Genomic DNA, 23475 nt, shown 5'->3' with positions numbered 1-23475 from the left:
GGCGTGGGAGTCGTGGGTCCAGAGGATGCGCCACAGTGCTCGCATGGACGAGACCGACGACTACTCGACGCCGGCACCACGGCGCCCGGGCGCCGTACCCGATGCGCTCGACCATCTGGATCCGGTGCGCCGACACTTCCTGCGGCTCGACGAGGTCCCGCCCGTCACCGCCCTACCTCAGCTGCTTCGACGGGCGTCGGCGGTGATGGACGCGGCCGTGCTCGAGTCCGTCCATCAGCGTGGATGGCGGGAGCTCACAGACGGCGACCTCAAGCTGCTCGACAGCCTCCGCGATCGGACCGTCCCGATCTCGACGCTCGCCGAGCTGTTGGGTGTATCGCATCAAGCGGTGTCGCGCCGGGTCACCGACCTGGTGGCACGAGGCATGGCCACGAAGGACCAGGGGTGGCAGGACGTCCGTGTGGTCCTCGTCCGTCTTACAGCCCGTGGCCGCGCAGCCGTGCGTGCTCTGGACGAGAGCGTCGACGAGGCGCTCGGCTTCGTGGTCGATGACATCCCGGCCGAGCACCTCGAGAGGTTGCTGGTCCACCTCACCGTCCTCGCCCAGGAGCTCCCCGGCGCCTGAGCGACCGACGTCATGGCCGTCGCTGCCGGCATGCGCGCCAGAGCGCCCAGGTCAGCGGCCGAGCATCTCGCGATAGCGGCGGCGGTCGGCATCCATCTGCCAGCCCGGGTCGTCGGCGGGTGGCTGCCACGTCTGCGGGTCGCCGGCGAGCTCGAGCGAGCCGGCCTGCACCTGCTCGATCACCCGTTGCAGCCACTCCTGCTCGGTCAGCGCGCTGGCCTGCCAGAGCTCGACGAGGTCCTGGACGTGGGGCGGCAGCTGGTCGCGCGTGGTCGACGCGCGGCGGCCGTCGTCGATCTGGGCCTGCAGCGCCGTCGCCCGCACCTTCAGGCTGCTCAGCACGACCTCGCGCGGCATCAGCGGAAGCAGGCTGAGCGCGGTGTAGAACCCCAGTCGCGAGGCCATGTCGACCGTCTCGACGGCCACCGAGAACAACCGCTCGAACTCGTCGCGCCCGTCGTCGGTGATCGTGTAGACCGCGACCTCACGCCCGCTGTCGACCAGGTCGTGGCGTTCGAGGCCACCCTGCCGGGTGAGCGTCGAGAGCGCGGAGTAGATCGAGCCGGGCTTGATGTGCGCCCAGTCCTCGACCCGCCACGACAGCAGCTCGCGCCGGATCTGGTAACCGTTGACCGGCTCGAACAGCGACACCGCCCCCAGCACCATCAGGCGGATCTCCGTGGCTGCCATGAGCGCGAGTCTACGAAGGCACCCTGGACGGACGAACTCCCCAGGGAGCGCTCCACGTGTCACCGGGCTCGATGCGTACGAGCGAGTCACCGGTCGCGAGCGCGTTCGCCGGGCAGGTCATCGGCTCGACCGCGACACCCGTGCGCCGGGCCTTGTCGCGGGGCAGCGAGTCGCCGGTGAACACCTGCACGAACGGGTACGCCGACGCGTCACCCCACAGGGTCGTGCTCACCTCTCCCCTGCTCACCGACACGAGCCACACCCGCCGGTCGAGTGCGCCCTCCCGCTGGTCGAGTGCGCCCTCCCGCTGGTCGAGTAGGCCCTCCCGCCGGTCGAGTACGCCCTCCCGCCGGTCGAGTGCGCCCTCCCGCTGGTCGAGTAGGCCCGGAGCGCTAGCGGAGGGCCGTATCGAGACCAAGGGCTCCGCCTCCAGATCCGTGAACGCGTGGTCGAGCTGAGTGGCCCCGATCGCGCGCGCCTCACGGAAGTCCAGGTCGCGCGGTACGCCGGACCGCCCGGTCGGGATCAATCGCTCGTCCACGTCGAGCACGGTCGAGCCCGGCAGGCTCAGCGTGAGCTCGTCGACGGTCTCCTCACCGGCCGTCAGGTAGGGGTGCGCGCCGAACCCGAAGGGCGCGACCGTCGTACCGACGTTGGTGGCCGACGGTGTCACTGTGAGGCCGTCGTCGTCGAGCTCGTACCGCACGCGCAGGTCGAGCCGCCAGTCCCAACCTTGTTGTGGCAGAAGCGAGTACGCGACCGTGAGCGCGTTCTCCGACTGCTCGACGAGCGACCACAACGACCACCGGACGAGGCCGTGGGAGGCGTTGAAGCGGGAGGGCTCGGACAGGGCGAGCTGCTCGTCACGCCCCTCGAACGAGAACTTCCCGTCGCGGACGCGGTTGGGCCACGGCATCAGCAGCTGACCACGCCCGGCATCGGCCTTCGCGTCCTCTGCGTAGCCGTGCAGCACGGGTCGGCCACCGACCGTGTAGGACCGGATGCCGCCGCCGACCTGGACGACCACCGCCTCCTGGTCGCCGTGCCGGATCGACCACTGCTCACCGCTGGGAAGAGTCACGGGCTCACGCTATGGCTTCAGGCCGCTCGACCTCGACCCGACGGCCGCCCGAGGCCCTTCGCCTAGTCGCTCGTCGCTGCCAGGATGTCGACGGAGCGCTCGCGCATCTCGACCTTGCGGACCTTGCCCGTCACCGTCATCGGGAACTCCTCGGTGACGTGCACGTAGCGCGGGATCTTGTAGTGCGCGAGCTTGCCTGTCGCGAACTCCCGCACTGCCTCGGTCGTCAGCGGCTCCTGATCGGGCCGCATCACCACCCAGGCCATCAGCTCTTCGCCGTACTTCTCGTCGGGCACCCCGATCACCTGCACGTCCGCGATCGCCGGGTGGGTGTAGAGGAACTCCTCGACCTCGCGCGGGTAGACGTTCTCGCCGCCGCGGATGACGAGGTCCTTGATGCGACCGACGACGTTGAGGTAGCCGTCGTCGTCCATGGTGGCGAGGTCGCCGGTGTGCATCCAGCGGGCGGTGTCGATGGCCTCGTCGGTCTTGTCCGGCTGCTCCCAGTAGCCGAGCATCACCGAGTAGCCGCGGGTGCACAGCTCGCCCGTCTCACCGCGCGGCACCGGCCGACCGGTCACGGGGTCGACCACCTTGACCTCCAGGTGCGGCATGACCCTTCCGACCGTCTCGGTACGCCGGGCCAGGTCGTCGTCGACGCGCGTCATGGTCGACACCGGCGAGGTCTCGGTCATGCCGTAGCAGATGGCCACCTCGGCCATGTTCATCTCGGCGACGACGCGCTTCATCACCTCGACCGGGCAGGGGGAGCCGGCCATGATGCCGGTGCGCAGGGTCGACAGGTCGTACGACGCGAAGTCGTCGAGACCGAGCTCGGCGATGAACATCGTCGGCACGCCGTACAGCGACGTACAACGTTCGGAGACAACGGCTTTCAGCGTCGCGGTCGGATCGAACGACGGCGCCGGGATCACCATGCAGGCGCCGTGCGAGGTGGCCGCGAGGTTGCCCATGACCATGCCGAAGCAGTGGTAGAACGGCACCGGGATGCAGATGCGGTCCTGCTCGGAGTAGCCCACCATCTCGCCGACGAAGAACCCGTTGTTGAGGATGTTGTGGTGCGTGAGCGTCGCGCCCTTGGGGAAGCCGGTGGTGCCCGAGGTGTACTGGATGTTGACCGGCTCGTCGGCCGCGAGCTCGCCGGCCCGTCGTACGAGCTGGTCGTCGGACGTCCGCGACCCGGCCGCGACCAGGTCGTCCCAGCTCGACTCGCCGATGTAGACGGTGTCGCGCAGGTCGGGGCAGTCGCCGCGCACCTCCTGCACCATGGACCGGTAGTCGGACGTCTTGTGCTGGACGGCGCTCACGAGCATGCGCATGCCCGACTGCTTGACGACGTAGGCCAGCTCGTGCGAGCGGTACGACGGGTTGACGCAGACCAGGATCACGCCGATGCGGGCGGTGGCGTACTGCAGCAGCACCCACTCGGCGCAGTTGGGAGACCAGATCCCGACCCGGTCGCCCTTCGAGAGACCCTGCGCGACCAGACCCTTGGCGAGCGCGTCGACATCGGCCAACAGCTCGGCGTACGTCCAGCGACGGCCGCTCGGCACGTCGACGAGAGCCTCACGATCGCCGTGACGCGCGACGGTGCGGGCCAGGTTGTCGCCGATGGTGTCTCCGAGCAGAGGTACGTCCGAGATGCCGGAGGCGTACGACGGTCGGAGGGGTTGCGGGGCCATGGGTCCTCCTGCTGCCGTGCGCGATGTGTCGTCGCTCACACTAGTTCGCGCGGAGGATGCTCATGACAGGGGATGGCCGGCAACGACGCGAGCGTCGCACCGACTCCCCGCGTGGTTCACGACGCCCCGAAACGCCGCCACCACACCGGAGTCGAGTCGGCGGCACGCGGCGCGGCCTGTCCCTGGGCCACACCGCCGCACGACGCCCGCGACGTCACCGGATCAGCCGCATCCGTGGACCCGGCCGAGGGCGAGCAGGTCAGCTCGCGAACGCTGTCAACGCACCAGCCCCCACCGGTGACGCCGACAGCGGTTCGCGACGACCTCCGCCCAGACACAGATTCTGGTGGTCGCGCGCTGGGCAGATCAGGTGAGTGCGGCGTTCGAGACCGAACTGAGACCCAAGGGCGTCCCGACAGCTCACGCAGGTGCCGGGTGCGGGGGTACGTCGACGGCGTCGAGCCCGTCGACCGACCGGACGCGGATGGTCGGCGAGCCGAGGAGCCACAGCACCGAGAGCGAGCCGCCGACGCCCGCAGCGATCATCGTCGGCCCGACCCCGACCAGCTCACCGCACAGGCCGCCGACGACGGCCCCGAGCGGCCGGATGCCGTAGTTGATCGTCGAGAACGCACCGGCCACCCGGCTCCGCATCGGATCCGGGGTGACCGCCGACTGGACGGCGTTGTTGTTGATGTCGAACAGCATGACGCCGACCGAGCTGACGAACTCCACGAGCGCGAGCGCCGCCGCCCTGGCCCAGACGGGGCCGGACGCCAGGGGCACCAACGCCATCGGAGCGGAGAAGATCACGGCGCCGACGGCGATCGTCGGCCCGGTGCCGATGCGGCGCGCGACCCGCCCCGCGAGCACCACGCCGAGCAGCCCACCCGTCGCCCCGATGCCGAACGTCAGACCGATCACGCCCGCGGACAGGCCGAGTCCGCGGCTGGCGTACAGGATGATCAGCGCGCTCGCGACGAAGTTGAAGAAGTTGATGGTGGTGGAGCAGCCGAGCGAGACCTTCAGGTAAGGGTGCCGCAGGACGAACCGCATCCCGTCGCGTGAACGCCGGAGCAGACCGTCCGCGGACGTCTCGCGCTCGCGCACGGCCTCGTCCACGTCGACCCGGTGCGTGAGCAGTGCGCCGACGAAGAACGACAGGGCGTCGACCACGATCGCGACCGGGGCGGTCAGCACCTGGATCAGCAGGCCACCGAGTGCAGGTCCGGCGATGAACGAGCCCGAACGCGTCGTACTGACAAGGGAATTCGCCTCGACGTACTGATCGCGACGCACGAGCGAGACGAAGAACGTCGGGTAGGACGTCTGGTAGAACACGCTCGTCAGCCCGGCGACCAGCGCGACCACGAACAGATGGGTGAGCGTGATCGCGCCGAAGGCGTACGCGACCGGCAGCGTCAGCATCGCCAGCCCCTGAATCACGTTGGCCCACACCATGACTCGCTGCTTGCGGGCTTGCCCGTCGACCCACGCCCCCACGAACAACGACGCGATGTTGGGGAGCCAGACCGCCGCCGTGAGGAACCCGACCGCGCTGGGGCTCGCGTGCAGCATCGTCACGGCGATGAGCGGGATCGCGAGCTCGGTGACGCGGTCGCCGAGCTCGGAGACGCCCTGACCGGCCCAGTACGTCGCGAACCTGCGATCACGCCACAGCGGAGATCCGTTGTCACTCATGGCTTCTCGCGCCCTGCGGCATCGCGTGGCGCAGGAGCCTCACCTCGCGCGCGCCGTCGGGCGCGGTCTCCGGTGCGTCCTTGCGCAGGACGTACGGCGCGAGCACCTGCTCGATCGCCCCCTCGACCTCGGCCGCCTCCTGCGCCGTGACGAGCACGGTCGTGTTGGACCGCCCGGCCACCTCGGCCCACTCCGGCTCGAGGTGCGGCTCGACGTCGCGCTGCCAGTCACCGACCAGGTCACCCTCGGCGGCCTCCATGGTGGTGCGCAGCGCGTCGTACGCCGCCCGGCTCGCGTCGTCGGTCGCGGTGAACCGGATGCCGCGCGCCGCCGCCTCCCACCAGCGCTCGCGCCCGCTGCCCCGCTGCTCGGAGTCGCGGACCAGGCCGTGCTTGGCGAGGTGGCGCAGGTGCCAGCTGGCGACCGACGGCGTCGCGCCGACGTGCTCGGACAGCGCGGTGGCCGTGCTCGGGCCGTCGGACTGCAGCCGCGTGAGGATCGCCAGCCGCACCGGATGGGCCAACGCCCGCATGCCCTGGGCGTCCAGCTCGATGTCGCCGTACGGGTTGGTCATGGCGTCCACCTGACGTGAGAGAACTGTTTCGAGACGACTGTCTCACGTCATCCATCGTCCGGCAAGGCATAGGCTGATCCGGTGCCCGAGCCCGTACGCAGCTACGCAGACGATCTGCGCGCGCGCACCGACGCACAGCTGCACGAGCTCGTCCGCCTGCGTCCCGACCTGGCGCGACCCGCGCCCGCCGACCTGTCGGCGCTCGCCGCCCGTGCCGCCACTCGCCCGAGCACCCAGCGGGCCCTCGAGGCCGTCGACGCCCGGCTGCTGCGCGCGCTCGAGGCCGTGCTCGTGGCCGGGCACTCCGGCCCGGCGACCGCCGACCTCCTCGGAGTCAGCGAGAACGACCTGCGCGAACCGCTGGACGACCTGTGGCGGCGCGGCCTGCTGTGGCAGTCGGCCGAGGGGCTGCGCCCCGCGCGGGCCGTCGGCGAGGTCCTCACCCACCCAGCGCACCTGGGGCCGCCCGCGGCCGAGCTCGGCATACGTCCTCCTGCTGACGTGGCTGCTGCTGTGCGCGACCTCAGCGAGCCCGCACAGCGCGTCCTGGACCGCCTGCGCTGGAGCGCGCCACGCGCCGCGTTCGACGGCCCCGCGCTGCTCGCAGCACGCGACGAGCTCGTCGACGCCGGCCTCATGGTGCGCGTCGACCAGGCCGACGGCGCACTCCCCCGCGAGGTCCAGCTGGCTCTGCGCGACGGTCGGCTGTACGAGCACGGCCTCGAGCCGCCGAGCACCGAGACGGCGACGCGGGCCCCCGCTGACGTCGACGCCGCGGCGGGCGCCGAGGTGCTCGAGCTGCTCTGGCGCGTCGAAGAGCTCGCCCGCTCGTGGGAGGCCGGTCCCCCACGTGTGCTGCGCTCAGGCGGTCTGTCAGTGCGCGATCACAAGGCTGCGACGCAGACGATGGAGACCGACTCCGATCAGGCGGCCTTCATCATCGAGATCGCTGCTGCCGCAGGGCTTTTCGCCCAGGACGGCGCACTGGATCCCGTGTGGGCGCCGACGTCGGCGTACGACGAGTGGTCGATCCGCACGACGGCCGACCGGTGGGCGCGCCTCGCCGAGACGTGGTGGCAGACCACCCGAGCACCGTCGGTCGTCGCGCAGGGCACCGCCTCCGGCTCGGTCAACGTCCTGAGCGACCTCGTGACGTGGCCGCTGATCCGTGGGCGCCGGCACGACGTGCTCCAGGTCCTGGCCGACCTTCCCGACGGCGCCGCGCCCGAGGTGCACGACATCGACGCCCACTTGCACTGGCGGCGCCCGCTGCGACTGCCCGAAGGCACACCGACGCGTGCGGACGTCGTTCTGCGCGAGGCGTCCTGGCTCGGACTCACCGGCCGTGGCGCTCTCTCGTCCGCGGGTCGCGCGCTCGTGAGCGGCGACGACGTCTCGGCCGCGATGGCCAAGCACCTCCCCGCTCCCGTCGACCACGTGCTGCTGCAGGCCGACCTCACCGCGATCGCGCCCGGCCCGCTCGACGACGACCTCGCCCGCTTCATGCGCCTCGCTGCAGACGTCGAGTCCCGAGGCGGCGCAACGGTTTTCAGGTTCACGGCTGCGAGCGTGCGTCGGGCTCTCGACTCCGGCCTGTCAGCAGCAGAGCTGCTCGACCGGGTCGCGTCCTCCAGCCGTACGCCGGTGCCACAGCCTCTCGACTACCTCGTCGGCGACATCGCGCGCCGCCACGGTCAGGCACGCGTGGGTTCAGTCGGGGCCTACGTCCGCAGCGACGACGAGACCGCGCTGTCGGCGATGCTGGCCGACCACGGGCTCGCGCCGCTGCAGCTGCGCCGCATCGCGCCCACCGTGCTCGTCACCCCCGCCACGGCGTCGGCTGCGCTCGACCTGCTCCGCGAGCACGACCATGCACCGGTGGCCGAGACGTCCGACGGCGGCCTGGTGCTGATGCCGCACGATGCGCACCGGGCGCCCGCCCGGCGTACCCCCACCTCGCCGGTCAGCGTCGAGCAGGTCGACCAGGCCGCGGCCGAGCAGCTGATCACCGCGCTGCGCCGACGTGAGGCGAGCGAGGCCGAGCGCACCCTGACGCAGCAAGGCCCGCGCATCCCCGAGACCGACCCGACCGAGACGGTGACGATGCTGCAGGACGCCGCGGCCGAGCGCGTCGCCGTGTGGATGGGCTATGTCGACGAGACCGGCGCGACGCGCAGGGCGCTGTTCAGGCCCGAGCGGGTCGACGGCGGCCGGGCGGTCGGCACGGTCGACGGCTCACCGTCGAGGCGCGCGTTCGTCGTACACCGCATCACCGGCGTCGCCCCCGCCCACTGACCCCACCCTCTCGGCAGAAGTTGGCGAGCTGGACAGGTATGCGTGTGCAGCTCGCCAACTTTCGCCGGGACCTCCCTCACGAAAACGGTCTGTCCGGCAGTGCATGGAGTGCCGGACAGACAGCTTTCGTCGAGAGTCGGGCCAGGATCAGAAGATGCGGACCTGGTCGGCCTCGGCGAGGTACATGCCGTCGCCCTCGGCCACGTCGAACTCGGCGTGGAACTCACGCAGGTTGCGGGCGATGTTGGCGCGGACGTCGGTCGGGCTGTGCGGGTCGATCGTGAGCAGCCGCTTGGCCTCGGCCTCGCGCGCCTTGCCGCACCACACCTGCGCCCAGCCGAGGAAGAACCGCTGGCCCGGGGTGAACCCGTCCAGCTCGTCGGCCGGCGTCTGCTCCTGGGCGATCTGGTAAGCCTTGTAGCCGATCGTCAGGCCGCCGAGGTCGCCGATGTTCTCACCAATCGTGAGCTCGCCGTTGACCTTGTTGCCCGGGGCGTCCAGGCCCTCGATCTCGTTGAACTGCGCGATGAGCTTCTGAGCCAGCGCGTCGAACGCCGTCCGGTCGTCCTCGGTCCACCAGTCGGTGAGCGAGCCGTCACCGTCGTACCGCGAACCCTGGTCGTCGAACCCGTGCCCGACCTCGTGCCCGATGACCGCGCCGATACCGCCGTAGTTGACCGCGTCGTCGGCGTCGACGTCGAAGAACGGTGGCTGCAGGATCGCGGCCGGGAAGACGATCTCGTTCATGACCGGCATGTAGTACGCGTTGACGGTCTGCGGCGTCATGAACCACTCGGCCGAGTCGACGGGCTCGCCCACGCGACGCAGCATCCGGTCGACTTCCCACGCCGACGCCCGCGCGACGTTGCCGACCAGGTCGTCGGCGCGGATCTCGATGGCGGAGTAGTCCTTCCACTCATCGGGGTAGCCGATCTTGGGCGTGAACTTCGCGAGCTTGTCCAGCGCCCGCTCCTGCGTCTCGGCGCCCATCCAGGGCAGGTCGTCCTCGAAGTCGCGCCTGAACGCCTCCAGCAGATTGGCGACCAGCTCGACCATCCGCTCCTTCGCACGCGGCGGGAAGTGCTTCTCGACGTACAGCTGGCCGGCCGCCTCACCGATGAGCGACTCGACGAGCGTGACGCCGCGCTTCCACCGCTCCTTCAGCTCGGGGATGCCCGACAGCGTGCGGCCGTTGAAGTCGAAGTCCTCCTCGACCATCGCGCCGGTGAGGTACGACGCCCGGTCCGAGACCAGCCGCCACGTCAGCCACGCCTTCCACGCGTCGAGCGGCTCGTCACGCAGCGCCTCGGCGAATCCCGTGAGGTACGAAGGCTGTTCGACGTTCGCCGGGTCGAGGACCTTGGCGTCCGCACCCACTCCGTCGAGCCAGGCGTCCCAGTCGACGCCGGGCGTCAGCTCGTCGAGCTCGGCCCGCGACAGCTTGTTGTACGTCTTCACGGCGTCACGCGAGGCGACCCGGTCCCAGTGCGACTTGGCCAGGCGCGTCTCCAGCGCCATGACCGTGTCGGCGAGTCCGGCGTCCAGACCGGCCAGGCCGAGCAGGCGGCCCATGTGGGCGACGTACTTCTCGCGCGTCTCGGCGTGCTCGTCCTCGCGGTAGTACGACTCGTCGGGCAGCCCGATGCCGTCCTGCATCACGTAGAGCACGTTGCGCTGCGGGTCCTTGGCGTCGGCGATCGAGTAGAACCCGACAAAGCCGGACACGCCCGTACGCTGCAGCCGGCCCACGAGGCGCAGCACGTCCGCGGTCGAGGACACCGCGTCGATGGCGGCCAGGTCGTCGGCCAGCGGCGTGACGCCGAGCTCGTCGGCACGGGCCTCGTCGAGGAACGAGGCGTAGAGGTCGCCGACCTTGCGGCGCGGCGTGCCGGGCTCGGCGTCGGACTCGGCGGCCTCGGTGATGATCTCGCGCATCGCCGCCTCGGACTCCTCGCGCAACCGGTCGAACGTGCCGTACCGCGCGCGGTCGGCCGGGATCTCCGTACGCTCACGCCACCCACCGTTGACGAAGCCGAACAGGTCGTCCTGCGGGCGTACGGAGCGGTCGAAGTTGTCGAGGTTCAGGCCTGAACGCGTCATGCGCCCACCGTAAGCGGTGGGCACCCGGGACGCGCCGGACTATCCCGCGAGGGCTCGTAAGACGGCCGACGGCGAGGGTCGGCCGAGCTGCCCCGCCATCCACACGCTGGTGTCGACGAGCTGGTCGAGGTCGACGCCGGTCTCGATGCCCAGGCCGCGGCAGGCCCACACGAGGTCCTCGGTGGCGAGGTTGCCGGTGGCGCTCTTGGCGTAGGGGCAGCCACCCAGTCCGCCGGTCGAGGCGTCGACGACGGTCACGCCCTGACGCAGCGACGTGATCGTGTTGGAGAGTGCCTGGCCGTAGGTGTCATGGAAGTGCACACCGATCTGGTCGACGCCGATTCCCTTGTCCTGCAACGCATCCAGCAGGCGTACGACGTGGCCGGGTGTGCCGACGCCGATCGTGTCGCCGATGCTGAGCTGGTCGCAGCCGAGGTCCATGAGGCGGCGGCTGACGTCGACGACCTGCTCGACGGGCACCTCGCCCTCCCACGGGTCGCCGAAGCACATCGAGACGTAGGCCCGCACCCACAGCCCCTCCGCGCGCGCCCGCTCGACCACCGGTGCGAACATCGCGACCGACTCCTCGACCGTGCGGTTGAGGTTCTTGCGCGCGAACGTCTCGGTCGCCGACCCGAAGATCGCGATCGCTCCGACACCGGCGGCCAGTGCGTTGTCGAGGCCGCGCTCGTTGGGCACCAGGACCGGTCGTCGTACGCCGGTGCCGGCCTCTCCCAGCTGCTCCAGCAGCTGGGGCGCGTCGGCGAGCTGCGGGATCCAGGACGGAGGCACGAAGGAGGTGGTCTCGACCGTCTCGAGCCCGGCTGCGAGGAGCCGGCGCACGAACTCGGCCTTGACCTCGGTGGGCACGACCTCCTTCTCGTTCTGCAGCCCGTCGCGCGCCCCGACCTCGTAGATCGTGATCCGCTCGGGCAGCCCGTCCATCGACACCGTCGTCGGCAAGCTCATGGGTCCATCGTCGCACCGGTGGATACGGAACGTGAGCCAGCACCCACCCGTCTAGATGTAACTGAGCATGAGGTTGGTGACGCCGGCTGGCAGTCGTGAGGCCGGCGGCTGATCGCCCGCGGCGGTGTGGGGGCGATGGTAGTTGTAGTGGACCTGCCACACCTGGAGCTGGTCGCGACGCTGCTGCTCGGACTCGTACGCGGCGGCGTAGAGGACCTCGTGGGTGTAGGTCTGCTGGTAGCGCTCGACCTTGCCGTTGTGCTTGGGCGTGAACGCCTTGATCCGCTGATGCTTGGCCGCGAAGGAGTGCACGGCCCGGGTGAACGCACTGGCGCGGTAGCAGGACCCGTTGTCAGTCACGATCCGGGTGAAGCGGGTGATGCCGTGCGCGGCGAAGAACACCCGGGCACGGAACAAGAACCCGATCGCGGTGACGGCCTTCTCGTCGTCGTGGGCTTCGGTGTAGGCCAGCCGGGAGAACCCGTCGAGGGCGGAGTGCAGGTAGGTGTACCCGGTGCGGGCGCCACGGGTCTTGGCCCGGTCGGCGGCCTTGGCCTGGGCCGACCCGCGACCGTGCACCCGCCACCCGCCGCCGTCGGGGATGCGCCCGACCTTCTTCACGTCCAGGTGGGTCATGTGCCCGGGGTACCGGGCAGTGATCTTTCCCGGCGCCCGCAACGGTTCCCCGTCAACGTCCAGGTGCCGCAGCCGGTTCAGTCCGTGCCGGACCAGGATCCGGCTGATCGTGCACACCGCGATCCTGACGCCCTGGGCGCTCAGCTCCAGATGGATCCGCCGCGCGGACCACTTGCGTTTGCGCAACGCGATGACCTGTTCCACCACCTGCGGCGGTGTGGCGGTCGGGGAACGGCGGGGCCGGCTGGTCCGGTCGTGCAACCCTTCGTCGCCGTGCTCACGCCACCGGGCGTACCACTTCGACAAGCACTGCCGCGAGACCGCGGCCTCCGCTGCGACGTGCGCGATCGGGCGGTGCTGGCACCGGCGCACCAGGCGACGACGTCCTTCGAACGACAGGGCGGCTTTACTGTGGGGCATAGGGCAGGTTCCTTCGGCTGACTCGACGTGATGAACGGCTTGACACCTTCATCCTGTCGCCGCAGGGACCTGCCCGCCCTTAGCTACCCGGCCGTGTCACCAACCTCATGCGCCGCAACATCTAGAGTCTGCTCCGACCACAGACGTGAAGGGACCGCATGAGCACCGACGACCCGTACCGGACGCCGGACGACCCGCAGCACCAGCCCGAGCTGGGCCAGCAGCCGGAGTACGGCCAGGCCCCGCCGCCCCCGCCCGTCTACGGTCAGCAGCCGTACGACCAGGCCCCGCCGCCGGCGTACGGGCAGCAGCCGTACGGTCAGCAGCCACCACCGGTCTACGGCCAGACTCCCTACGGCGGCCAGCCGTACGGCGCGCCGTACAACCTGCCACCGTCGGGCTACGTCCCGGCACCCACGCCCGGGCCGACCGGATCGACCATCGCCCTGATCGTCGTGTCCGCGATCATCGTGCTCACGTGCTACGGCATCATCATCGGCGCCCCGAGCCTGATCATGTCGATCATCGCCGCGTCCAAGGCCTCGACCGACCCGGCCGGCGCAGCGCACCTGACCAAGATCGGCTGGATCGTGCTCGGCGTGCTGTTCGGCATCGCCGCTCTCGCCATCGGCGTCGGCATCGCGTTCGCGGTCAGCAACGGCTAGCGCGGAGCGTCGCGCACACGCAGCGGCGGGCGCCGCCGGGAAGAGACCCGGCGCGCCCGCCGTTACGCTCCTTGGCGTCGACATCATCAAGGAGCGTGCATGCCGGACGGACCGTTGATCGTCCAGAGCGACAAGACCGTGCTGCTGGAGGTCGATCACCCACAGGCCGAGGAGGCCCGTCGAGCGATCGCGCCGTTCGCCGAGCTGGAGCGGGCGCCCGAGCACGTCCACACCTACCGGGTCACACCGCTCGGCCTCTGGAACGCCCGCGCCGCCGGCCACGACGCCGAGCAGGTCGTCGACGCGCTGATCCGCTTCTCGCGCTACCCGGTGCCGCACGCGCTGCTGGTCGACGTGGCCGACACGATGGACCGGTACGGCCGCCTGCGCCTGGAGAAGGACGGCGACCAGCTCACGCTGGTGACCACGGACAAGGCCGTGCTGGAGGAGATCCTGCGGCACAAGAAGATCAAGCCCCTGGTCGGCGACCGGCTGGACGAGCACACCGTCGTGGTCCACAACTCCGACCGTGGTGCGATCAAGCAGCAGCTCATCAAGGTCGGCTGGCCGGCCGAGGACCTCGCGGGCTACGTCGACGGTGAGGCCCACCAGATCGACCTGGCGCAGGACGGCTGGTCGCTGCGCCCGTACCAGCAGCAGGCGGTCGACGGGTTCTGGCACGGCGGCTCGGGCGTCGTCGTCCTTCCCTGCGGCGCCGGCAAGACCCTGGTCGGCGCGGGCGCCATGGCGCAGGCGAGCGCGACCACGCTGATCCTGGTCACCAACACGGTGAGCGCCCGGCAGTGGCGTGACGAGCTACTCGCACGCACCACGCTGACCGAGGACGAGATCGGCGAGTACTCCGGCGCCCGCAAGGAGATCCGCCCAGTCACCATCGCGACCTACCAGGTGCTCACGCTCAAGCGAAAGGGCGCCTATCCCCACCTGGACCTGCTCGACGCGCGCGACTGGGGTCTGGTCGTGTACGACGAGGTGCACCTGCTCCCCGCGCCGATCTTCCGCATGACCGCCGATCTGCAGGCGCGGCGGCGCCTCGGCCTGACGGCCACGCTCGTGCGTGAGGACGGCCGCGAGTCCGACGTGTTCAGCCTCATCGGGCCCAAGCGCTACGACGCTCCGTGGAAGGACATCGAGGCGCAGGGCTACATCGCCCCGGCCGACTGCGTCGAGGTCCGCGTGACGCTCTCGGAGTCCGACCGGATGGCGTACGCCACGACCGAGCCCGACGAGCGCTACCGGTTCGCGTCGTGCGCGACCGCCAAGGACTCCGTCGTCGAACAGCTCGTCGAGCGCCACCGAGGCGAGCCGACGCTCGTGATCGGCCAGTACCTCGACCAGCTCGAGACCCTGGCCGGCCGGCTCGACGCCGAGATCATCACCGGCGAGACGTCGGTGGCCGTGCGACAGAAGCTCTACCAGCAGTTCCGCGACGGCGAGATCTCGACGCTGGTGGTCTCCAAGGTCGCCAACTTCTCGATCGACCTGCCCGAGGCATCGGTAGCGATCCAGGTGTCGGGCACGTTCGGCTCACGCCAGGAGGAGGCGCAGCGCCTCGGCCGGGTGCTGCGTCCGAAGGGCGACGGGCGTACGGCGCACTTCTACACCGTCGTCGCGCGCGACACCGTCGACGCCGACTTCGCCGCGCACCGGCAACGGTTCCTGGCCGAGCAGGGCTACGCCTACCGCATCGTCGACGCGGACGACCTGCCCACTCTCGCCTGACGCAGCTCTCGCCGAGAGGCACACCGATCAGCGAGGGGCACACCCCAGGGTTTTGCCTCTCGGCGATCGGTGTGCCTCTCGGCGAGGTGGGTGATGGCACCTCACGCGCCTGCAGCCGTGACCGCCGCCAGCACGGCCAACCACACGGCGCCGGCACGCAGTAGGCGACCACGCCACACGGTGAGGTCTCGGCGCTCGAGCAGGCGAGCGCTCAGGCGCCCGATGAGTGTCAGCCAGCCCAGGACGAGCAACGCGTGGGTCGCGGCGAAGGTCAGGTAACCGGTGGCCGTGGGCACGCTCAGCACCGAGGGCGCGACGACCAGGTAGACGGACAGTGCCTTCGGATTGCTGACCACCATCAGGTAGGACGAGGTGACGACCGAGCGGGTCGGACGGCCGGACGTCGACGGCGAGGCGCCGGCAGCACGCCAGGCGCTGACCGCAAGCCACAGGAGCACCACCGCGCCGATCACAGCCAGCAGCCGTGTCAGCCGGTCGTCCCGTGCGATCAACGACGGGACACCCGTCGCGGCAACGACAACACCCAGCAACACGACTCCCAGCGCGGTCCCGATGCCGACCCGCAAGGGTGCGCGGGCGTCGCCGCGAAGCAGCTCGTTCAGCGCCAGAGTCAGGCTCGCTCCGGGCGAGACCACGACCGGCACGAGCACGAGCACCACAGCCGCGAGGCCGGCGCCGGTCACCAGGCGTAGTGGAACGTCGTGCGCACGTGGACCGCACCGTCGAACACGTGCAGCGCCATCCCCGGCGCGGCCGCGGCGTCGGCGATCGGGCGGGCCCGGTCGTCGGCGCGGAGCGCTGACGCGATCCCCGGTGCACCCAGCACTGGTCGACCTGAACGCGAGCTGACCCACGCGGTGTGCACATGGCCGACGAGAACCGCTGCGACAGAAGGGATCTGGTCGATCAGTCGGTCGAGCAGGTCAGGGTTTGTCAGCGCCATGGAGTCAGCGACCGCGTGCCCCAGCGGCACGGGATGGTGATGCATCACGAGGAGGACGGCGTCCGCGCCCTCGCTCTGCTCGCGCACCCGCTCACACTCCTGCTCGCGCAACGAGCCGTGGTCCTCACCCGGCACGACGACGTCGACCGGTACGACGCGTACGCCGCCCACCTCGCGTGCGCGTGTCAGCTCGGGGCCGAGCGTCGAGGCGAGCACGTCGGGCAGGTCGTGGTTGCCGGGGCAGACCACGACGGGTGCAGGTCCCAGGACAGCGCGGAACGCGTCGTACTCACGCACGAGACCGCGATCGGCGATGTCTCCACTGATGACGAGCAGGTCCGGCGAGGTCGTCGACGCCAGGTCGAGGGTGCGCCGCAGCCGGTCCAGGCTGCGGTCCGATGCACCGATGTGCGGGTCGCTGAGGTGAGCGATCGTGATCATGCGTGGCACACTAATGGTATTTCCTCATCAACCATTAGCGGGGCTCCATGACACGTCACGCACTCGCCCGAGGCGAGGACGGCGAGCTCGCTCTCGCGCTCGTCAGCACGATCCGTCACGACGGCCACGGTGGAGTCGCCGACGACTTCGCCGACGACGAGGCCGTCCGGCAGTGGGTCGCCGAGCACTGCACCCGGCCAGCGGACGCCGCCGGCCTCCCCGACGCGGTGCGCGAGATCCGTCGAGCGGCACGCGCGCTCTTCGCGATGACGGTGCGCCCAGCGCCCCCGAGCCGGGCGGACTCGCGTGAGCTGCTCCCGGACGACCAGGCGCTCGCAGTCCTGACCGCCGCCGTCGACGCGGCCGCGCCCGCCACCGAGTACGACCTGTCGGGCGATCGGGTCACGGCCCGGCGCGTGACCCGATCCACCGACGAGCCGTCCGTCGTGCGGGCGATGCTCGCGCTCGCGGTGCTGGACTTCCTCTGCGGCCCGAACGCCGAACGGTTGCGCTCCTGTCAGGCACCACGGTGCGTGCGCTACTTCATCCGTCACGGCCGACAGGCCTGGTGCAAGGACTCGTGCGGCAACCGCGCGCGAGTGGCCCGTCACGCGGCGCGCACCCAACACTGAAACCGTCTGTCCGGCAGTGCATGGAGTGCCGGACAGACGGTTTTCGCGCAGGTCACGCAGGGGCGGCGCGCGTCACCTCCAGGACGATCCGCAGCCGCTGGCCGATCTGCTCGGCCTTGCGGAACCGCAGCCGTGACGAGGTGATCCGTCTCGGCAGCAGTGGGTCGCCGGCGCCCAGCGTGACCGGAGCCATGCCCAGGATGATCTCGTCGAGCAGGCCCGCGTCGTCGAACTGCCCGACGACGTCACCGCCGCCGAGCACCCACACGTTCCTGCCGGCCGCCTTGGCGAGGATGTCGTCGTACGCCGCTGCCACGTCCCCTGCACGAACGTCACGTCGACGCCCGGGATCGCCGGCAGCTCGCGGTGGGTGAGCACGAACGCCGGCCGGTCGTCGTAGAAGTCGGCCCACGTGCCCGGCTGAGCGACCATGTCGTGCTCGCGCAGCATGTGCTCGTACGTCGTCGCACCCATCACGAGCGGGCCGACGTCGACGATGAACGCGTCCCAGTAGCCGTCGTCGACGGCGTGCGGCACCTCGTACAACCAGTCGAGTGCGTGCTGTTCGTCGGCGATGAACCCGTCGAGGGAGCAGGCGGTGAAGTACTGGACCGTGGTCATGTCGCCGACGCTAAGCCCGCCGTCCCCGGCCCGCTTGATCGCGATTGCCGACCCGGACGAGAGCGGCACGGAAACGCCACGAGCGGCACGTCGTACGACGTGCCGCTCGTGATGCTGTCGTGCCGCTGTCGCGGCGGCTGGGTCTTACGAGACGCCGAAGATCTGCTTGATCGGGTCGATCGCGAAGTACACGACGAACATGACCGCGATCAGCCACATCAGCGGGTGGATCGCCGAGAGCTTGCCGCGGGCCACCTTGATCACGACGTAGGCGATGAACCCAGCGCCGATGCCGGCCGTGATCGAGTACGTGAACGGCATCAGCACGATCGTGAGGAACGCCGGCAGCGCGATCTCGATGTCGTCCCAGGCGATGTCCTTGGCCTGCTGCATCATCAGGAAGCCGACGATGACCAGCGCAGGGGTGGCCGCCTCGTACGGCACGACGTCGACGAGCGGGGCCAGGAACGTCGCGAGCAGGAACAGCACGCCCGTGACGACCGACGCCAGGTCCGTACGAGCGCCGTCACCGACACCGGCGGCCGACTCGACGTAGGAGGTGTTGCTGCTGACCGAGCCGGCACCACCAGCAGCCGCCGCGACCGAGTCGACGATGAGGATCTTCTGGCTGTTCGGCGGGTTGCCGTCCTCGTCGAGCAGGTCACCCTCGGCGCCGACCGCGACCATCGTGCCCATCGTGTCGAAGAAGTCGGCGAGCAGCAGCGTGAAGATCGTCAGGATCGTCGCGACCGCACCCAGCGACGAGAACGACCCGAGCAGCGAGAACTCACCGAGCAGGTCGAAGTGCGGTGTGGCGACGACCTGCTCGGGCAGCGCCGGGACGTTGAGGCCCCACGCGTTGGGGTTGACGACCTTGCCGGTGGCGTCGGTCTGGCTGCCGATGTCGGCGATCGCCTCGACGATGATCGCGAGGACCGTGCCGCCGATGATGCCGTAGAGGATCGCGCCCTTGACCTTGCGCACCTGCAGCACGACCATCGCGATCAGCACCGTGCAGAACACCAGGATCGGCCAGCCGGCGAGGTTGCCGCCGACGCCGAGCTCGAGGGGTACGCCGGCCGCGGGCTTGCGTACGAAACCCGCGTCGACGAGCGCGATGATCGTGACGAACATGCCGATGCCGATGGTGATCGCGGTCTTGAGCGGCGCCGGGATCGCGTAGAAGACCGCCTTGCGGAAGCCGGTGAGCACCAGCACCAGGATGATCAGGCCCTCGAGCACGACCAAGCCCATCGCGTCGGCCCAGGTGACCTTCGGCTGGGCGGCGATGCTGAAGGCGACGAACGCGTTGAGCCCGAGGCCCGTCGCGAGCGCCAGCGGATAGTTGGCGACGACACCCATGAGGATCGTCATCACCCCGGCGACCAGCGCCGTACACGCCGCGACGACAGCGAGGTTGGGCGTCGTGCCGCCGCCGAGGTAGTGCCCGGTGCCGTCCTTGACGGTGCCGATGATCAGCGGGTTGAGCACCACGATGTAGGCCATCGTGAAGAACGTGACGACACCGCCGCGGATCTCACGGGTGAGCGTCGAACCACGCTCGGTGATGTGGAAGAAGCGGTCCAGCCCGCTGGTCGGCTGCGGCGCCGTCGTCGTACTCATGAGGCGTCCCCGCGAAGGACCTGCCGGAGCGAAGCGGGGGAAGAACTTCGTGGGGTGCTTCTCATGGGCGCAGACTAGGGGAACGAGGCCCCCGCAGGCGGGCCGTACGCTGGTGTTGTGACCGACCCCGCAGGCCCGAGCCACTTCGACCCGAAGCACCCGACCCCGCTGCCGTTCGACACGCTGCGGGTCATCGAGATCGGGATGGTGCTGTGGGGGCTTGCGCTGGTCGTGCTGCTCGCGGTGCCTGCTCTGCACGAGGGCGACCGTGACTGGTGGCCGTGGGTGCCGGTGGCCGGCATCGCGCTCGGCGCACTCGGCTGGTTGTACCTGCGACGCGGACGGGGCAACGCCGCCGACCTGGCCTGATCACGCACCGCTCAGGCGGTGGTGTCCTCGCCCTCGTCCTCGCGGATCGTGCGCTGCACGGTGCCGTCGTCGGCGATGCGGGTGATGGAGGTACGCCGGCGGCGGCGGCCGTAGTAGTTGACGCCGATCATCACGATGCCGGCGATCATGAGGATCACACCGGCCGTCTGGATGTCGAAGCCCTTCGGCTCGAACCGCACCGCGAAGGTGAGGATCGCCCCGAAGACCAGCAGGCCGATGCCGCCGCCCATCACTGCACCACGTCGAACGCCAGCTCATCGAGCACGGGAGGCTCGATGTGCTCGGGCTTGGGCTGCTCCATGTCGACCTCGGAGTGCGCACCGCACCCGTGGTCGAGCGAGACGACCGAGCCGTCGGAGGGCGACCAGGCGTTGGCGCACACGCCGAACACCTGGCGCAGCGCACCGGCCATCGGGACGAAGAAGCCGCAGCTGGAGCAGGGGGCGGGAGCCTTCTCGGCGACCTCGGCGTGCGGACCGTGGGCGCCGTCGTACCAGCGCTGCGCCGCGACGTCGCGACCCTCGGCCGAGAGCACCCTCGTACGCCCGAGACCCAGCTCGAAGAACGCCACCTGGTCGACGTCCTCCTCACCCGTGGCCTCGAAGCCGGCCTCGAGCAGCGGGTCGTCCTCGATCATCGGCGTGACGTCGCCGGGGCCGATGTCGCCGGGGGCGAGACGGTCGGCGTACGGGAGCCAGTCGGGCGACAGCAGCGCCTGCTCGCCCGGGACGAGGTTGGTCTCGCTGACGGTCGCGAACTTCTGCCGCGCCGCACGAGCGACGGTGACGGCCCACACCCAGCCGGGGTAGGCCTTGCTGGTGCACGCGAAGTAGTGGGTCGCGAGGCGCTCGCCGTCCATGGTGACGCGGACGTGGTCGCCGACCGCGCCGGGAGCGGCGATCGACTCGGCCGCCTCACGCGCCAGGTCGACGGCACCGACGAGGACCTTGTCGGCCTTGATCTCCTTGACCTTGGGCATCTCAGACCTCGAGGTCGTCGGCGACTGCGCGCAGCACCGCCGAGACCTTGGTCGCCTGCGCCTTGTCGGGGTAACGCCCCTTGCGCAGCCCTGCGGACACGCCGTCGAGCAGCTTGATGACGTCCTCGACGATGACGCTCATGTCGTCGGCGGGCTTGCGATGGCGGGCCGCGAGCGACGGCGTCGGGTCGAGCACCTTGACGCTCAGCGCCTGTGCCCCGCGACGGCCCTCGGCCACGCTGTACTCGACGCGCGTGCCGCCCTTGAGGGTGCTGACGCCGGTGGGGAGGGCGTTGACGTGCAGGAACACGTCCTGCCCGTCGTCACCGGACACGAAGCCGAAACCCTTGTCGGCGTCGAAGAACTTCACCTTGCCGGATGGCACTGTCCACCTACTTGCTCGAATGGTCGCAACTGCAGTCTCGTGGCTGTCGGCCCGCGCGCCGCCCACGAGGCGGCGGGGCACACGACAACCCGATCAGGTTATCGGCTCATACACCCGCGCCGAAATCCATCGCACCAGGTGAGCGGCGTTTCCCCAGGTCGTAGAGTTTTCCGGTGCCCATCGACGAGACCCGTCCCCTGTACGTCGTCGGCGACATCCACGGTCACCGCGCCGAGCTGCGGGACGCCCTCCAGCAGGCCGGTCTCGTCGACGCGGCCGGTGACTGGTCCGGCGTGGACGCCGACGTGTGGTTCCTCGGCGACTTCGTCGACCGCGGTCCCGACGGCGTCGGCGTCATCGACGACGTGATGCGCCTGCAGCGCCAGGCCCGTGAGTCCGTCGGCCGGGTCGACGCCGTGCTCGGCAACCACGAGGTGCTGCTGCTCGGCTACCACCAGTTCGGCAACGCGGCCGATGCCGCCGGCGTCCACAGCTTCGGGCTGAGCTGGCTGCGCAACGGCGGCCAGCAGTCCGACCAGGACGCCCTCACCGACGAGCACCTCGCCTGGCTCACGACGCGTCCGGCGATGGCGCGCGCCGGCGACCACCTGCTGGTGCACTCCGACACCGTCCGCTACCTGGAGTGGGGGCGCACGATCGAGGACGTCAACGCCGTCGTCACCGAGCGTCTCACCGCCGACGAGCCCGACCTGGAGCTGTGGTTCGACCTGTGGCGCAACCTCACCGCGCGCGGCAGCTTTCACCACGACGAGGACGGCGTCGACCAGGCCGAGCTGATGCTGTCGACGTTCGGGGGTCGGCAGATCGTGCACGGCCACACGATCATCGCGGCGTGGCTCGGCGTCGACGCGCCGGCGGTCACCGGGCCGCTGTCGTACGCCGGAGGGCGGGCGCTCGGTGTCGACGGCGGGCTCTACGAAGGCGGGCCCTGCCTGGTCGTGCCCTTGCCCTACGACTCCTGAGCCTGCTGCTCGACCGCAGGGAGGACCTGGTCGAGCGATGAGACGACCGCGCTCGCACCGGCCGCCCGCAACGTGGCCCCGTCGTGCGGTCCGGTGGTGACACCGATGCCCGGGATGCCGGCGGCGCGTGCCGCGCGCATGTCGCCTGCGTGGTCGCCAACGTAGGCGGTGGCGCCGTGCTCGACCAGTGCGGTCGCCTTGCCCTCGGCGAACAGGCTGCCCACGACCTCGTCCGGCCGCAGGCCGACGTGGTCGAGCACAGCGTGGATCGCGGGCTCGACCTTGGCGCTGACGACCACCACCCGGCCGCCGCGTCGGTGAATGGCGGCGATCAGGTCGGCCGCGCCGGGCATCGCGGTCGTGATGGGCACGGCGTCGGTGAGGTAGGCCGCGCGGTAGTCGGCCGCGGCGGCATCGACCTGATCGGCCGGCAGGAACTGCGCCAGGTTGTCGTGCAGCGGCGCACCGATGAGCGGCCACAGGTCGGCGTCGGTCGCGCAGCCACCGTGCAGCGCGAGCGCGTGGTGCATGCACGCGACGATGCCCGCGCGCGAGTCGACCAGGGTCATGTCGAGGTCGAACCCGACGACGAGCGCCGTCACCGCTGCGGACCGTAGGGGCCCTGCGGTGGCTGCTGACCGTCGTACGGCGGAGGCTGCTGCTGGTACGGCGGCTGGCCGGGGCCGTAGGGCTGGCCGTACGCCGGGTAGGGACCCGGTGCGTAGGTCTGGGCGGCCTTCTTGGACGAGCTGAGCTTGACCAGGCCCCAGATGAACAGGCCCAGGCCGGTGACACCGACGAGGAACGGCACCACGAACGCCAGCAGCACGGTGCCGCCGAGGCGCTTGCCGAGGTTGCTCGCGAAGTCGCTGTCCATCGCGAGTACCTCGGAGTCGCCGCAGCGGACGGTGTAGGCGCCGGCGGTGTCGGCGTGCAGCTCGTAGCCCTCCTGCCAGCGCTCGTTGTCACGGGTGACCGAGCTGCCCGTGGACGTGGTGAGGTCGACGGGCTGACCGTCGGGCCCGGTCGCGGTGCAGATGACGTCAGGGATCGAGGTGCTGTCCTGGTCGAACCCGTCGCCGCCGGAGGACGTGCCGGACAGCACGTAGAGGGTCACCTCGTCGCCGGCCTGCATCGTGATCGACTCACCCGGCGAGAGCCGGTCGGCGTCGTCGATGGCCTCGCCGGCCCAGCGCACGCCGAGGATGATCGCGAGCACGAAGATGCCGGGCGCGATCAGGAACGCCATGAGCGCTCCGATGATGGTGCGTTTCAGGCCCTGTCGTCGCATGCC

General features: G+C 70.4%; 24 protein-coding genes. 7 read left to right on the top strand and 17 right to left on the bottom strand.

Features of this window, described 5'->3' with window-relative positions; all coding sequences use genetic code 11:
- Positions 1-43 precede the first annotated feature (43 nt).
- Positions 44-586 (top strand): MarR family winged helix-turn-helix transcriptional regulator, encoded by a 543-nt coding sequence (locus VV01_RS02535; RefSeq protein WP_050668515.1) that lies wholly within the window; start codon positions 44-46, stop codon positions 584-586.
- A 51-nt stretch (positions 587-637) separates the two neighbouring features.
- Here VV01_RS02535 and VV01_RS02530 read toward each other — a convergent pair whose 3' ends face one another.
- The 5 genes from VV01_RS02530 to VV01_RS02510 form a co-directional block, all read right to left on the bottom strand.
- Entirely contained in the window at positions 638-1276 is a 639-nt protein-coding gene (locus VV01_RS02530) for a PadR family transcriptional regulator (RefSeq protein ID WP_050668514.1), read from the bottom strand.
- Between the two features lie 10 nt (positions 1277-1286).
- A complete protein-coding gene (locus VV01_RS24250) occupies positions 1287-2357 on the bottom strand; it encodes an aldose 1-epimerase family protein (protein WP_050668513.1) in 1071 nt (356 codons plus the stop codon).
- A gap of 62 nt (positions 2358-2419) precedes the next feature.
- Positions 2420-4060, bottom strand: a complete 1641-nt coding sequence (locus tag VV01_RS02520) for an AMP-binding protein (protein ID WP_050668512.1) — start codon at positions 4058-4060, stop codon at positions 2420-2422.
- A 420-nt stretch (positions 4061-4480) separates the two neighbouring features.
- The gene (locus VV01_RS02515; RefSeq protein ID WP_050668511.1) at positions 4481-5761 is read right to left on the bottom strand and encodes an MFS transporter; all 1281 of its coding nucleotides are present in this window, start codon (positions 5759-5761) and stop codon (positions 4481-4483) included.
- A complete protein-coding gene (locus VV01_RS02510; RefSeq protein WP_197274977.1) occupies positions 5754-6335 on the bottom strand; it encodes an ArsR/SmtB family transcription factor in 582 nt (193 codons plus the stop codon). The genes VV01_RS02515 and VV01_RS02510 overlap by 8 nt, the downstream gene beginning before the upstream one ends.
- A gap of 81 nt (positions 6336-6416) precedes the next feature.
- Here VV01_RS02510 and VV01_RS02505 point away from each other — a divergent pair, with 81 nt between their 5' ends.
- Complete coding sequence (locus tag VV01_RS02505; RefSeq protein ID WP_050668509.1) at positions 6417-8630, top strand: helicase-associated domain-containing protein; 2214 nt, start codon at positions 6417-6419, stop codon at positions 8628-8630.
- Positions 8631-8777: 147 nt separating this feature from the next.
- On the opposite strand, the gene VV01_RS02500 is transcribed toward VV01_RS02505, so the two are convergent.
- Genes VV01_RS02500 through VV01_RS02490 form a run of 3 tightly spaced genes read right to left on the bottom strand, consistent with a single transcriptional unit; the run spans position 8778 to position 12755 of the window.
- Entirely contained in the window at positions 8778-10730 is a 1953-nt protein-coding gene (locus VV01_RS02500) for a M13 family metallopeptidase (protein WP_050668508.1), read from the bottom strand.
- Positions 10731-10769: 39 nt separating this feature from the next.
- Positions 10770-11699, bottom strand: coding sequence for a hydroxymethylglutaryl-CoA lyase (locus VV01_RS02495; protein ID WP_050668507.1), 930 nt, complete (start codon positions 11697-11699; stop codon positions 10770-10772).
- Positions 11700-11750: 51 nt separating this feature from the next.
- Positions 11751-12755 carry an IS481 family transposase gene (locus VV01_RS02490; RefSeq protein WP_050668506.1) on the bottom strand — a complete coding sequence of 335 codons (1005 nt, stop codon included), beginning with the start codon at positions 12753-12755 and terminating at the stop codon, positions 11751-11753.
- Positions 12756-12913: 158 nt separating this feature from the next.
- On the opposite strand from VV01_RS02490, the gene VV01_RS24245 reads away from it, so the two are divergent.
- Positions 12914-13420 carry a hypothetical protein gene (locus VV01_RS24245; protein WP_050668505.1) on the top strand — a complete coding sequence of 169 codons (507 nt, stop codon included), beginning with the start codon at positions 12914-12916 and terminating at the stop codon, positions 13418-13420.
- 99 nt (positions 13421-13519) lie between these two features.
- Positions 13520-15163, top strand: coding sequence for a DNA repair helicase XPB (locus tag VV01_RS02480; RefSeq protein WP_050668504.1), 1644 nt, complete (start codon positions 13520-13522; stop codon positions 15161-15163).
- Positions 15164-15264: 101 nt separating this feature from the next.
- On the opposite strand, the gene VV01_RS02475 is transcribed toward VV01_RS02480, so the two are convergent.
- Together VV01_RS02475 and VV01_RS02470 are read right to left on the bottom strand one after the other, a co-directional pair.
- Entirely contained in the window at positions 15265-15867 is a 603-nt protein-coding gene (locus VV01_RS02475) for a LysE family translocator (protein ID WP_050668503.1), read from the bottom strand.
- Entirely contained in the window at positions 15864-16568 is a 705-nt protein-coding gene (locus VV01_RS02470; protein WP_050668502.1) for a metallophosphoesterase, read from the bottom strand. Before VV01_RS02470 ends, VV01_RS02475 begins: the two co-directional genes overlap by 4 nt.
- A gap of 47 nt (positions 16569-16615) precedes the next feature.
- Between VV01_RS02470 and VV01_RS02465 the strand changes: the two genes are divergently transcribed.
- The gene (locus tag VV01_RS02465; RefSeq protein ID WP_050668501.1) at positions 16616-17200 is read left to right on the top strand and encodes an ABATE domain-containing protein; all 585 of its coding nucleotides are present in this window, start codon (positions 16616-16618) and stop codon (positions 17198-17200) included.
- A gap of 52 nt (positions 17201-17252) precedes the next feature.
- On the opposite strand, the gene VV01_RS23760 is transcribed toward VV01_RS02465, so the two are convergent.
- Positions 17253-17516, bottom strand: a complete 264-nt coding sequence (locus VV01_RS23760; protein WP_197274976.1) for a dihydrofolate reductase family protein — start codon at positions 17514-17516, stop codon at positions 17253-17255.
- A gap of 449 nt (positions 17517-17965) precedes the next feature.
- Entirely contained in the window at positions 17966-19444 is a 1479-nt protein-coding gene (locus VV01_RS02455) for an NCS2 family permease (RefSeq protein ID WP_050668500.1), read from the bottom strand.
- Between the two features lie 117 nt (positions 19445-19561).
- Between VV01_RS02455 and VV01_RS02450 the strand changes: the two genes are divergently transcribed.
- Entirely contained in the window at positions 19562-19813 is a 252-nt protein-coding gene (locus tag VV01_RS02450; protein WP_050668499.1) for a DUF2530 domain-containing protein, read from the top strand.
- Positions 19814-19824: 11 nt separating this feature from the next.
- Here the strand turns inward: VV01_RS02450 and VV01_RS02445 are convergent, their stop codons facing one another.
- Genes VV01_RS02445 through VV01_RS02435 form a run of 3 tightly spaced genes read right to left on the bottom strand, consistent with a single transcriptional unit; the run spans position 19825 to position 21198 of the window.
- A complete protein-coding gene (locus tag VV01_RS02445; RefSeq protein WP_050668498.1) occupies positions 19825-20064 on the bottom strand; it encodes a DUF6458 family protein in 240 nt (79 codons plus the stop codon).
- Positions 20064-20813, bottom strand: coding sequence for a DUF3027 domain-containing protein (locus VV01_RS02440; protein ID WP_050668497.1), 750 nt, complete (start codon positions 20811-20813; stop codon positions 20064-20066). Before VV01_RS02440 ends, VV01_RS02445 begins: the two co-directional genes overlap by 1 nt.
- 1 nt (position 20814) lies before the next feature.
- Positions 20815-21198: a cold-shock protein gene (locus tag VV01_RS02435; RefSeq protein WP_050668496.1), complete on the bottom strand. Its 384-nt coding sequence runs from the start codon at positions 21196-21198 to the stop codon at positions 20815-20817.
- Between the two features lie 173 nt (positions 21199-21371).
- Between VV01_RS02435 and VV01_RS02430 the strand changes: the two genes are divergently transcribed.
- The gene (locus tag VV01_RS02430; RefSeq protein WP_231635135.1) at positions 21372-22181 is read left to right on the top strand and encodes a metallophosphoesterase; all 810 of its coding nucleotides are present in this window, start codon (positions 21372-21374) and stop codon (positions 22179-22181) included.
- Here the strand turns inward: VV01_RS02430 and VV01_RS02425 are convergent.
- A complete protein-coding gene (locus VV01_RS02425) occupies positions 22169-22783 on the bottom strand; it encodes an HAD family hydrolase (RefSeq protein WP_231635134.1) in 615 nt (204 codons plus the stop codon). The two genes, VV01_RS02430 and VV01_RS02425, sit on opposite strands and share 13 nt — an antisense overlap.
- A complete protein-coding gene (locus VV01_RS02420; protein WP_050668495.1) occupies positions 22780-23472 on the bottom strand; it encodes a hypothetical protein in 693 nt (230 codons plus the stop codon). The genes VV01_RS02425 and VV01_RS02420 overlap by 4 nt, the downstream gene beginning before the upstream one ends.
- Positions 23473-23475: the final 3 nt, after the last annotated feature.

The organism is Luteipulveratus halotolerans (genome assembly GCF_001247745.1).
GTDB classification, from domain to species: Bacteria; Actinomycetota; Actinomycetes; order Actinomycetales; family Dermatophilaceae; genus Luteipulveratus; species Luteipulveratus halotolerans.
Note: the sequence above shows the minus strand (reverse complement) of the source record. Positions and strands in the feature narration are given on the sequence as shown.